This is a genomic window from Halomicrobium sp. HArcel3 (assembly GCF_058933135.1).
Genome location: NZ_JBZYDN010000001.1, coordinates 245,171 through 257,446, shown reverse-complemented (window position 1 = coordinate 257,446; position 12,276 = coordinate 245,171). Strand labels below are relative to the sequence as shown.

Annotated in this window: 9 protein-coding genes; 4 read left to right on the top strand and 5 right to left on the bottom strand. The window is 64.0% G+C overall.

Annotated elements, in window-relative coordinates; translation table 11 throughout:
* Window positions 1-20: 20 nt before the first annotated feature.
* The 3 genes from AC5FRV_RS01295 to AC5FRV_RS01285 form a co-directional block, all read right to left on the bottom strand.
* Window positions 21-395, bottom strand: a complete 375-nt coding sequence (locus AC5FRV_RS01295) for a DUF7322 domain-containing protein (RefSeq protein WP_493559317.1) — start codon at window positions 393-395, stop codon at window positions 21-23.
* Window positions 396-432: 37 nt separating this feature from the next.
* Window positions 433-621 carry a DUF7331 family protein gene (locus tag AC5FRV_RS01290; RefSeq protein ID WP_089816806.1) on the bottom strand — a complete coding sequence of 63 codons (189 nt, stop codon included), beginning with the start codon at window positions 619-621 and terminating at the stop codon, window positions 433-435.
* Window positions 622-756: 135 nt separating this feature from the next.
* Window positions 757-3,024 (bottom strand): endo-1,4-beta-xylanase, encoded by a 2,268-nt coding sequence (locus AC5FRV_RS01285; protein WP_493559316.1) that lies wholly within the window; start codon window positions 3,022-3,024, stop codon window positions 757-759.
* Window positions 3,025-3,335: 311 nt separating this feature from the next.
* On the opposite strand from AC5FRV_RS01285, the gene AC5FRV_RS01280 reads away from it, so the two are divergent.
* The 3 genes from AC5FRV_RS01280 (at window position 3,336) to AC5FRV_RS01270 (ending at window position 9,114) form a co-directional block, all read left to right on the top strand.
* Window positions 3,336-7,388: a DNA polymerase domain-containing protein gene (locus AC5FRV_RS01280; protein WP_493559315.1), complete on the top strand. Its 4,053-nt coding sequence runs from the start codon at window positions 3,336-3,338 to the stop codon at window positions 7,386-7,388.
* Window positions 7,389-7,528: 140 nt separating this feature from the next.
* Window positions 7,529-8,446: a DoxX-like family protein gene (locus tag AC5FRV_RS01275; RefSeq protein WP_493559314.1), complete on the top strand. Its 918-nt coding sequence runs from the start codon at window positions 7,529-7,531 to the stop codon at window positions 8,444-8,446.
* Window positions 8,443-9,114: a DUF4166 domain-containing protein gene (locus AC5FRV_RS01270; protein ID WP_493559313.1), complete on the top strand. Its 672-nt coding sequence runs from the start codon at window positions 8,443-8,445 to the stop codon at window positions 9,112-9,114. Before AC5FRV_RS01275 ends, AC5FRV_RS01270 begins: the two co-directional genes overlap by 4 nt.
* Before the next feature lie 63 nt (window positions 9,115-9,177).
* Here the strand turns inward: AC5FRV_RS01270 and AC5FRV_RS01265 are convergent, their stop codons facing one another.
* Together AC5FRV_RS01265 and AC5FRV_RS01260 are read right to left on the bottom strand one after the other, a co-directional pair.
* A complete protein-coding gene (locus AC5FRV_RS01265) occupies window positions 9,178-10,011 on the bottom strand; it encodes a M14 family metallopeptidase (RefSeq protein WP_493559312.1) in 834 nt (277 codons plus the stop codon).
* 49 nt (window positions 10,012-10,060) lie between these two features.
* Complete coding sequence (locus AC5FRV_RS01260; RefSeq protein ID WP_493559311.1) at window positions 10,061-10,960, bottom strand: hypothetical protein; 900 nt, start codon at window positions 10,958-10,960, stop codon at window positions 10,061-10,063.
* Window positions 10,961-11,352: 392 nt separating this feature from the next.
* Between AC5FRV_RS01260 and AC5FRV_RS01255 the strand changes: the two genes are divergently transcribed.
* Complete coding sequence (locus tag AC5FRV_RS01255; protein WP_493559310.1) at window positions 11,353-12,270, top strand: ABC transporter ATP-binding protein; 918 nt, start codon at window positions 11,353-11,355, stop codon at window positions 12,268-12,270.
* Window positions 12,271-12,276 lie beyond the last annotated feature (6 nt).

The following is a 12,276-nucleotide window of genomic DNA, read 5'->3' as shown; positions in this document are numbered from 1 at the left end:
GACGTATCCGTTCGCGAGGGTTAGCCGTTGCGTTCCGGCGCTTCGTCGTCCGTCGCACGGAACCGACGGTAGCGAAAAACCCCATACGCGAACGTGAGGGCGCCGCCCGCGGTTACCTGCAGGCCGAGTTCCAGCGCGCCGCGAAAGTAGATCAGCATCGGGCCGAGCGCGAGCGCCGCGATGGCGACGTTGAACACGAGGACGAGGCGCCAGAACAGGTTCCGTATCTCCGGGTCCACCTCGCCGGCGCCCGTGGGCGACGGCGGATCCGGGCCGGGGAGGTCCTCGTCAGCTGGTTCGGAGAGCAGCGACGCGTCGTGGTCGGGGCCGCCGTACTCATCGGCGTACTGCTGGGCGAGGTTTCGGTCGTCGCGCTCGTCGTCCGGCTGGCTCACGAGTCGTCGTTAGCGGGCGGCCGCAAAAGGCGTTCGCCTACGCCCGGTCGCTCAGGCGAACGGCGGCGTCGGTCTGGAGCCACGCAAGCGGATTCTGGGCGTCGTAGAATACTGTCCCCTCGTCGGTCTGGTACGTCTCCGTGGACTGGATCGCATCGGGCAACTGTGGTTCCGACGTCAGTTCTATCGCGTCGTCCGTTTCTCCACTGGGTGCGTGGTTCGACATTTGGGCGTCGGAATGTGGTATGGCATGGCATGTCATATACTTTCCGGCACCAGTAGTTCAGACGACACGAGCGGCCCACGTAGCCGGCCCGCCGGATCTGACGGTCTCTGGATGGGCAGTACGCGGCGATTTCGGTCAGTCGCCGCGGTCCCCCGTCTCGTTGAACCACTCCCGCATCGTCTCGTTCCAGTCGTGCTCGTCAGATTCGCCCCACTGGCTCGCGTTCTTCTCCGGCCAGTCGTGGGCGGTCTCGTTCCACTCGCTGGCGTTCTTCCCGTGCCAGGTGTGCTCGCCGTCGTCGTTCTCCTTCCAGCCGTGCCTGTTCCCGTGGTTCCCCTTTCCGTGCCCGTTTCCGTTCTTCCCCTTCCAGCCAGGGCCCTTCCCCCTCTCGTCGTCCCGGCCTGGTCCGCACTCCACGTCGTCGTCCGACTCTTCGTCGTCCGGGGAGAGTTCGACCGTCACCGTCTCCGTCTCGTCGTCGACTGTCACGGTCGTCTCGCCAGTCAGTCCGCCCTTCCGGGCCCTGACCACGTAGTCGCCTTTGAACCCGCGCGTCTCGTAGACGCCGTCGTGGTCGGTCCAGCCACGTTCGTGGGTCCACCACTCGTCGAACACCAGATTCCTGTAGACTTCGCCGTTCTCACGCAGCGTCCAGTCGGAGTCGAAGTAGGCGCCGGTCGGCCGCCAGTGGTCCTCCTCCCAGAAGCCCCAGGACATGACGCCCTCGACGGCCTCCTTGCTGAACGCCATCGTGAGGAAGTCACGCGTGTAGTCGGCCTGGACCGCGACGTCCTGGGCGTTGCGGCGACTGAAGATTTCGATGTCGAACTCGGTGATGAGGAGCGGCAGATCGAAGTCCGCGAACGCGTCGAAGCCCTCTTCCATGCTCCGGTCCCCGGTGATGGGGAGCATCTGGTTCCACTGCTGCTGGTGGTGGCCCATGAATCCGATCCCGTCGATCGGATAGTCGTTGTCGACCAGGTGCTCGACGTAGTCGAGGTACTGGCTCCGCTGCCACGCACCGCCGATGGCGCCCATCTCGTTGGTGTACAGTTCGTCGTCCGTGGCCTCGTTCGCGGCCTGCCACCAGCGGTCGACCGCCTCCCAGCCGAGCCCCTCCGTATCGCGGAAGTTGCTCTGCCAGATGGGGTGGTTGTGCATGTCCCACTCGGCGACGCCGTCCTCGAACTCGTTCGCGTGATTCGTGATCTTCTCGGTGATCAGCTCCGCTATCTCGTCGGTCGACAGTTCGTCAGCGTTCTCGATGTACATGCCACCGCCGCCGTCGGTGGTGTACTCCTCCCACAGGAGGTAGTGGCCGCGGGTCGGGACGTCACGCTCGTCGAGCCAGTCGAGCGTCGACCGGATGTCGTCCTGGGACATGTCCCAGCCTCCCTCCCAGGCCGGGTACTTCAGCCCGTTCTCGACGACGGCCTTGTTGAAGTACTCGAGGAAGGTTTCCCGGTACGTCTCGTCGTCCTCGCCGTCGCCGGTGATGTGGTTGACGGAGACGGCGCTGCCGAAGTCGAACTCGTGTTCCTGCATCTCGACCTCGACACCGGCGCGGTTCATCGACTGGCCGCCGGGCCCGAGGACCTCGACCTCGACGTCGGTTTTCCGATGCTCCTCGATGCGCTCGTGAGCCTCCTCGCGCCACTCGGCGTCGGGCGACCGGCCCTCGTAGTCGTAGGGCGGCAGCGTCCCCAGGTCGACGTCGTCGTCGCTGTAGTCGATCAGCGCCATCCCGCCGAAGTCGATGGTCTGCTCGCCGTAGCCCGTCCAGAACTCGAGGAACGGGACGTGGTCCGACCCGTCGGGTTGCGCGCCCACCTCGATGGGGAAGAAGTAGCGCAGCCACTCGCCCGTCGGGTCGATCTCCGCACCCCGCTGGACGAAACTGTCGCTGTGGGCCGTGTTCCCGTCCGAGTCGGTGTACTCGTACTTGAACGACGCCTTCGCCTGGGCGTGCTCGGAGTCGCTCCGGACGTACGCGACGGCCAGGAGGAGGTCACCCTCGCTGAACGAACCGTCCTCGATGAGCCCCTTGTACGATACCTCGTAGGGCTGACCTGGGAATCCGGAGATCTCCAGGCGTTCCGCGGTCGTAATCGGGACGGCGTCGGTGTCGACCGAGATCGTCGACTCCTCGCCGTCGCCTTCGAGCGAAAAGGCTTCGAGTGCCGCTTCCTCTGTCGTGCCGTAGACGTACTCTCCTGCCGGAAGCGTCCTGTTCCCCCCGCGACCCGTGAGGTCGTCTCGGAGCGACTGGTGGTAGTCGCCGAGCGAGTCCGACGACTCCTGCGCCGTGGCCACCGAACTACCGACCGCCGTGACCCCCAGCGCTCCGACCGATTTCAGGAACGTTCGCCGCCTGCTCTCGAACCCTGTCTGTTCGTCTGGCATGAATATCCATTCAGCTCAGTGTGGTGGCCATTACTTAATCTGCCATAATCGTTCAAATAATAGCAAAGCGTCTGCTAGTTACGTCCTAACCACGGCGGCCTGGACACAGTGTTTGGCCGCCACAGCGGCCTTAGCAACCTTTTAACATCGTTCATTGGCGAGATATGGTTTCGTCAGCGGACGGCCGGCGACACGCAGGACAGACGCTAGTTCGGCCCAGCGACCGACGCACATTCAGTCACTGTCCCCGACGACGTTCGAGCGACCGGACCGCCGTAGTTTTTACCGGGCGTCGCAAAGGTCGTCTCAACATGACCGACGAGGGCCAGCAAGGCCTCGATGCGTTCGCCACGAACGACGGGGACGGCGGAGAGCGGGACGCGACGGCGGAGGCCGAAGCCATCGCCGGCAACGGCGGGTCGACGGCCGACGTCGTCGACGCGAGCGAGCACCTGTTCCCCGACGTCGACGGCCACGAGGAGTTCGTCGTGACCCAGGTCGACTACACCATCGAAGGGAACGGTGACGACGAGTACCCCGTCGTCCACGTCTTCGGCCGGACGAGTGAGAACGATGCGGTCCACGCCCGGGTCTACGACTTCAGACCGTACTTCTACGCCCCGGTCGACTCCGTCTCCGACGACCGACTCCGCCAGTACGACCGGATCACCGGCTGGGAAGAGTTCGACGAAGAAGGCGAACCGTACGAGTCCATCCGCGGGGAACGGCTGGTGAAGATATTCGGCCAGACGCCCCGCGACGTCGGCCAGATCCGCGACGAGTTCGACCACTACGAGGCGGACATCCTCTTCCCCAACCGGCTCCTCATCGACAAGGCCATCACGGGCGGCGTCCGCGTGCCCGCCCGCGAGGAAGACGACGGTTCCTTACGCGTTCACCACGCCGAGATCGAACCCGCGGCGGTCCAGGCGGACCCACGGGTCAACACGTTCGACATCGAGGTCGACGACCGCCACGGCTTCCCCGAAGACGGCGAGGAGACCATCATCTGCCTCACCAGCCACGACTCCTACGACGACGAGTACGTCGTCTGGCTCTACGAGGACCCGGACAACGTGGCCGGGCCGGAAGCGCTCGAACGGTACGAGCCGATAAGTGGTGATTTCGACGCCGACGTCCGCATCTTCGAGCGGGAGGAGGCGATGCTCGAAGCGTTCCTCGACTACGTCGACGAGACCGACCCGGACATCCTCACCGGGTGGAACTTCGACGACTTCGACGCGCCATACTTCCTCGATCGGCTGGAGGAACTCCAGGACTACAACCACGACTACGACCTGAACTCGGATCGACTCTCCCGCATCGACGAGGTGTGGCGCTCGAACTGGCAGGGCCCGAACGTGAAGGGGCGCGTCGTCTTCGACCTGCTGTACGCCTACCAGCGCACGCAGTTCAGCGAACTCGACTCCTACCGGCTGGACGCCGTCGGCGAAGTGGAACTTGGCGTCGGGAAGGAGCGGTACAAGGGCGACATCGGCGACCTCTGGGAAGAGGATCCCGAGCGCCTGCTGGAGTACAACCTCCGCGACGTCGAACTCTGTGTGGAACTGGACCGCGAGCAGGGGATCATCCCCTTCTGGGACGAGGTTCGCCAGTTCGTCGGCTGTAAGATCGAGGACGCGACGACGCCCGGCGACGCGGTGGACATGTACGTCCTCCACAAGCTCCACGGGAACTACGCGCTCCCCTCGAAGGGCCAGCAGGAGGGCGAGGAGTACGAGGGCGGCGCCGTCTTCGAACCGATCACGGGCGTCCGCGAGAACGTCACCGTGCTCGACCTGAAGTCGCTGTACCCGATGTGTATGGTGACGACGAACGCGAGCCCGGAGACCAAAGTCACTCCCGCCGAGTACGACAGCGAGGAAGCGTTCCAGGAGCACACCTACCGAGCGCCCAACGGCACCCACTTCCGCAAGGAACCGGACGGCGTCATCCGGTCGATGGTCGACGAGTTGCTGAGCGAGCGCGAGGAGAAGAAGTCGCTGCGCAACGACCACGACCCCGATTCGGACGCCTACGGCCGGTACGACCGCCAGCAGGCCGCCGTGAAGGTCATCATGAACTCGTTGTACGGCGTACTGGGGTGGGATCGGTTCCGCCTCTACGACAAGGAGATGGGCGCCGCCGTCACGGCGACGGGCCGCGACGTCATCCAGTTCACCGAGCAGGCCGCCAACGACATCGGCTACGACGTGGCCTACGGTGACAGCGTAACCGGCGGCCGCCCGATAGTGGTTCGAGATCCAGACGGCATCGTCCAGATCCGTCCGATCGAGGAACTGTTCGAACGTGCGATGCCAGAGTCGGAACGGGAAATCGTAATTGCCGTGGACGGCGGGACGGCAGCGAGCGCGTCGCCCGGTAAGGACCGGCGACAACTCGACGGGTGGGAAGCGCTATCACTCGCTGACGACGGCGAATCCGAGTGGCAACCGATCGATCAGGTGATCCGCCACGAAACTGACAAGCCGGTAGTGAAACTCCAGCACAAGTTGGGGGAATCGACGACGACGCGAGATCATTCGTTCGTCGTTGAGGAGGATGGCGAGTACGTCGAATCGAAACCTGACAAGGTGGACGAACCACTACGGATACCAGGCGTTCCGGACGTGGAAACCGTCGAAACAATAGACGTCTACGATGTTCTCGACGGGTACACCCGATCTTACAAGGACGGACGGAGCGTCGGTTCGGAGAACGCGGAAACCAAGGTCAATCGAGTACATGCCGATGACGAGTTCGTCTGGTTCGGCCACGGGCATCACGGCAATCTAGAATCGACGATCAAAGTACAGCGATTCATAAATATCGACTCCGAAGACGGTGAGGCGCTGCTTCGACTGCTCGCTGCGTACGTGACCGAAGGAAGCTCCTCAACTGCCGAGACCTCGGAAAACAAGTTTGGAGCGAGTATCTCCGAGTCACGCCGCGAGTGGCTCGCCGGGCTAAAAGAGGATTATGACCGTCTCTTCGAGAATTGCACGACTTGCATCATTTCCTCGGACAGCAAGGACGAACGTACTGTAAAGTACGCTACCCAGGACGTAGAAACGTCGATCACCTACGACGACCAGACCAAGAAACTCCAGATGATGAACGAACTCTCGGCGGTCTTCTTTCGGGAGTTCGCCGGCCAGGGCTCTCGGGGAAAGCGCATCCCCGGATTCGTGTTTAATCTCCCCGAAGAGAAACAGCAACTGTTCCTCGATGTCCTCGTCGAAGGTGACGGGTCCAGAGAGTTCCCTCGCTACAACGACGCGTACTGTGAACGTAACTTCGACTTCGAGACGACGAGCAGGGAACTCGCCGCTGGCCTCTCGATGTTACTCACGCAACGTGAGGAAAAGCACTCCCTCAAGTACCGCGACGAGAAGGAGAGCTATACGATCCGTACCTGCGATTACTATCGTACGGGCCGCGACCCGGTTGTCACGGACGTCGAACACGACGGGTACGTGTACGACCTCAGCGTCGCTGAGAACGAGAACTTCGTCGATGCCGTCGGCGGGGTCGTCCTCCACAACACCGACAGCGTCATGCTCTCGCTCGGCAACGACGTCTCCGTCGAGGAGGCCATCGAGCAGTCCTTCGAGATAGAGGACCACATCAACGGGGCCTACGACGAGTTCGCCCGCGAGGAGCTGAACGCCGAGAACCACCGCTTCCAGATCGAGTTCGAGAAGCTCTACCGGCGGTTTTTCCAGGCGGGCAAGAAGAAACGCTACGCCGGCCACATCGTCTGGAAGGAGGGCAAGGACGTCGACGACATCGACATCACCGGCTTCGAGTACCAGCGCTCGGACATCTCGCCGATCACCAAGCGCGTCCAGAAGGAGGTCATCGACATGATCGTCCACGGCGAGGACCGCGAGGCCATCAAGGACTACGTCCACGAGGTCATCGAGGACTACCAGGCCGGCAACGTCGACCTGGACGACGTGGGCATCCCGGGCGGCATCGGCAAACGCCTGGACAACTACGACACCGACACGGCCCAGGTTCGGGGCGCCAAGTACGCGAATCTCATGCTCGGTACCAACTTCCAGCGGGGCTCCAAACCCAAGCGCGTCTACCTCGACCGGGTCCACGACGACTTCTTCCAGCGGATCGAAGACGAGATTCCGGCCGGCGCCGAGGACCTGTTCAACGAGTTCCGCCGCGACCAGGACGTCATCTGCTACGAGTTCGCCGACCAGGTGCCTGACGAGTTCGAGGTCGACTGGGAGAAGATGCTCGACAAGACGCTCAAGGGCCCCATCGCCCGGATCCTCGAAGCGCTCGACATCTCCTGGAACGAAGTGAAGTCCGGCCAGGAACAGACCGGCCTCGGACAGTTCACCTGACTCAAAAGGTTCCCCTCCCGGTGGTGGGACGGAACTTCTGAGAGCAATGTAGTGAATGAGCCCTGGCTGGGGATAGCGTTCGGTCGAAGCGTCACTCGTGGCCCCCGCGTTTATTTGGGAGTACGTGGAGAAACTGGTAGATGAGTGGGACGGAACTGTACATCGAGACGTGGGTGGACGCAGACGTGGAGGACCTGTGGGGGGCGACGCAGGAACCGGACCAGCACGAGCGGTGGGACCTCCGGTTCACCGACATCGATTACCTGCCGCGGCCCGACGAGAGCGAACCACAGCAGTTCGACTACGAGACGAGAATCGGCTTCGGCATCGGCGTCTCCGGTGGTGGCGAGTCGACGGGCGAACGGGCAGATGGAGGGGAGCGAACCTCCGCACTCCGGTTCTGGTCCGACGACCCGAAGTCGCTGATCAGCGAGGGGAACGGGTACTGGAAGTACCTCCCCGAGGACGGCGGCGTCCGGTTCCTCACCGCCTACAACTACGACACGCGTTTCGGCCGTCCCGGCAACGTTTTCGACCGATACGTCTTCCGACCGCTGATGGTCTGGGCGACAGCGTGGAGCTTCGACCGGCTCCGTCTGTGGCTCGAATCAGACGTCTCGCCCGAGGCGTCGATGCGGCAGGCGGTCGTCCACGCCGTGGCACGGCTCTCGCTCGCCGCGGTCTGGGTGTACCAGGGGCTGGTTCCGAAGCTACTCGGACCCCATCCCGTCGAGCGGGAGCTCTCCGCTGCGTTGCTACCGACAGGGCTTCCCGTCGACGGGACGATTCTGGCTCTCGGCGCGGCGGAGGTGGGGTTCGGCCTGTTGCTCCTCGTGGCGTGGCACCGACGGGGGGTGTTTCCCGCGTCTGCGCTGCTCACCGTCGCACTCGTGGGCGGCGGCCTCGTCGCGAACCCGGGCCTGCTCGCCCATCCCCTCTCGTCGGTTCCGCTGGGCGTCGCGATGCTCGCGCTCGCGGCCATCGGCTACGCCGCCGGCGAGGAACTTCCGAGTGCCCGTCGCTGTATCAGCGACCGCACGGAGAGTGAACTATCGTGAGATCCATCTACCAGCGCGCGCTCGGCGACGAGTTCGACGACCTCCACCCGAAGATGCAGCGACGGTTCGGGTTCACGAGCGAGGACGGCGTGGCGGCCATCGGCCACGGGACGATGGAGTACGTCCGCAACGGCGGACTGTACACCCTCCCGTTCCTCGCCGTCGGGGCGACGATGCACACCATGTTTCCGGAGGAGAACACTGCAGTCCCGTTCACCATCCGGAACTACGCGTACGAGGACGCCTACGGACGGGAGACGGTCACCTGGCTCCGGACGTTCCAGTTGCCCAGAGAGCGCCACTTCGACGCGGCGATGATCTACAGCGAGGAGCGCGACCGTATCGTCGACTACCTGGGGAAGCGCCACCACCTCGCGGTCGACGTCGACGTGGGCGTCAGCGACGAGAGCGGAGTCGAACTCACGACCGGCGCCCAGCGCCTGTACGCGTTCGGGGCGGGAATCGACTTCCCGCTCGTCCTCTCGGCGACGGCCAACGTCCACGAGTGGTACGACGAGGCGGCCGATAGCTATCGGATCGCCGTCCGCGTGACGAACCCGGTCGTCGGCCTCGTCTTCGAGTACTCGGGGTCGTTCGACGTCGAGTGGATCGACTGCGAGACGGCGCCCGACGACGTCCGACCGGTCTCCCCCACGCACGGCGAGTAACGGGAACGAGAGGAACAGCAACGAGGGGGAACGAGGGGAGCGAGCGGTCGAAGTCGGTCGTCCTCAGATCGATTCGTCGAACGTCATCCCGTAGTGGTCGAGCGCGAGCACGGCCGAGGCCAGGTTCCACCTGATACGCTGGGCCTCGGTCGGGTGTCGCCCGTCCTCTGTGGTTCGGCGGGTCGGCTCACACAGCAGGCAGTCGCCGTCGTACTGGCCCCCGACCTTGTGGCTGAAGAAGGTACCCCAGCCGCTCTGCAGGTTCCCGATGATGTAGTCGTAGTGGTCCGGCCAGTCGGTGACGAACTCCTCGTTGAGGGTATCGACCACCGCGTCCGCGACGTCACGCGCTCGACCGGGCGTCGGGTAGAGCGCCTGTCCGAAGCCGTCGTCGATGCCTGATTTGTAGATCCCCTGTGAGCTGTGGAGGTCGAAGGCGATGTCAGGCTGGTAGGACTCGAACCGGTCCCAGATGACGCTCGCGATCTCGATGGTCGGCTCGCGGCCGACGCGCCAGTGGTCGTTGAGGCTCCCCTCGTCGCCGCTGTAGACGCCGGCCTCGATAGCGGTCTGGTCGGCGCGCGGAACGACGACGAGCGTCCCGGCCTCGGGCGTCATCTCGACGAGCAACTCGGCGGCCTTCCAGCCGGCTGGCTCGATGCCGTGCTGGCCCGCGACGACGAACGCCGTCGGCCCGTCCCTCGCCGCGTCGATTTCGTGCAGCGGCGTCGCCCACTTGGTGTCCGGCATGAGCATCTCGGTCGACCGGTCCACGTCGTTCGAGTCGTTCCGCTCGGTGACCAGCTGTGGGTTCCGCCGTCGGCGTCGATACCGGCGGTAGGCCGCGAGGGATCGTTCGATCCGCTCGACGCTCTCCTCGAGCGTGGCGTCCGTCATCGGCCCCCTCCGGCATCGGGTCGGTCGGTCGGTGCCTGCATCGTCTTCCTCACGAGCGCGCCGAGGACACCTCGAGGTCGAAGAAGTAGTAGTAGTAGTCGACCGGGCCGTCCGTCGCCGACGGGCTGTACCCGCCCCGGAACGTGACGCCGTTCCGGGAGTCGTCCTCGAACTGGCCGTATCCCTCCACGCGTCGGAGTTCGACCGCGTCGTCCGAGGGTCTGTAGAGGGTGGCCGGCGCGTTCGGGTTGTCCGGCGCTTCACGGGGCAAGAGGCGCGTCAACAGGTACTGACCGGGCTCGTCGAGGAGGAAGTCGAGGTAGATGGTCTGACGCCCACCCGTCGCCTGGACGGTCATCGCCTCCACCTGTGCGCCGAGCCCGTCCGCCTCCGGGTCGTACTCGTACAGCGCCGGGCTGAACCGGCCGGCGGAGTCTGCGTCGATGGTACACTCGCCGAGGTAGGCAGGTCGGTCCGTCTCGATGAGTAACCCGAACTCGTTGGTGAGGTGGTAGTCGCCGGAGGGTAGCACGGGGCCCGCACGCCAGGTATTCGCCGTGCCGCTAACGACCTCCAGGCGAGTGAGTGCGTCGTCCAGACGCGCCGCGACGTCGTCGTCGACTTCGCCGACAGCCGCCTGAAGTCGTCCGTCGGCGACGGAGAGGTTCCGGCCGACGAGCGATTCCAGGCGCTGGCCGTCCGCGACCCTTCCCTGGATCGCGCCGACTTCGCCGAGGTCGTAGCCGTTGCAGTCGAGATTCCCGTCGAGTGTTCGCGAACTGGTGGCTCCCGACGTGACGAGACCCGTCCCGAGCAGGCCGCCGGTGGCGAGGAGACCACCGAGTCCGAGCGCGGCGCGGCGCGACACACCGCCGGACGACCTCCCCCGACCACCGGACAGCCCCTCTGTCACCGACTCCCCCCTGTCCGTATCGGTCCTGTCTGGCACTATCTTTGGATGACCCGGACATTATTTAATAGTTTCTTACGCTGTATTATCGGGCCGAATCGTCCACGCCCGTTCACAGCGAAACTGTCGGGACCATCACCTGGTCGAGAGACTGGTCTGCGCGCGCGAGAACAGTGATTCCACCGAAATCAGAGCTACCACAGAGAGACAAGTGGTACCAGTGAAATAGTGCCCGTTCGACAGATAGTATAAATCTAGAAACCGGGGCTCTATCGAAATCTGGTGTGCGTTTCCACAAACGGGCTCGAACGACGTGGTGTAGAATTTTTCGTCGGGAGAAATTGTGTTTTCGATTCGGAAAAGTGGGCCGGGAAAACTCGAAACTATTATCAGCGTCTCTCTCTAGGTTTCGGGTGACCTAAGCATCTACTATGGCAGTACTCGAAATCAACAATCTACACGCGGAAGTCGCTGAAGAGGACGGTGAGACCATCCTTCGCGGCGTCGACCTCGAAGTCGAGTCCGGAGAGATCCACGCGCTGATGGGTCCCAACGGCTCGGGCAAGTCGACGACGGCGAAGATCATCGCGGGCCACCCGGCCTACGACGTGACCGACGGCGAGGTCCTCATCCACCTCGAGGACGACGAGTTCGGCGACGACTTCGACATCCCCGAGGACAAGCGCACCTGGAACCTGCTCGACCTGGAGCCCAACGAACGCGCCGCGCTCGGCGTCTTCCTCGGCTTCCAGTACCCCGCAGAGATCGAGGGCGTCACGATGGTGAACTTCCTCCGGACGGCGCTCAACGCCAAGCTCGAAGAGCGCGACGAGCTTTTCGAGGACGACGACGAGGCCGAAGCCGACGAGGAAGAGGAGGACGTCGGCTACGACACCTCCCCGATGGAAGGTGACGTCGACGAAGGCGAGGTCGGCGTCGCCGAGTTCCAGCAGCTTCTCAAGGAGAAGATGGAACAGCTCGACATGGACGAGAAGTTCGCCAACCGCTACCTCAACGCGGGCTTCTCCGGCGGTGAGAAGAAGCAGAACGAGGTCCTCCAGGCCGCTATCCTCGAGCCCTCGGTCGCAGTCCTCGACGAGATCGACTCCGGGCTGGACATCGACCGCCTGCAGGACGTCTCCGACGGTATCAACGCGCTGCGTGACGAGCAGGGCACCGGCGTCCTCCAGATCACCCACTACCAGCGCATCCTCGACTACGTCGAACCGGACCACGTCCACGTGATGATCGACGGCGAAATCGCCAAATCCGGCGACGCCAGCCTCGCCGAGGAACTCGAAGACAAGGGGTACGACTGGGTCCGCGAAGAAGTGTACGAAGCCGCGTGACGCCGA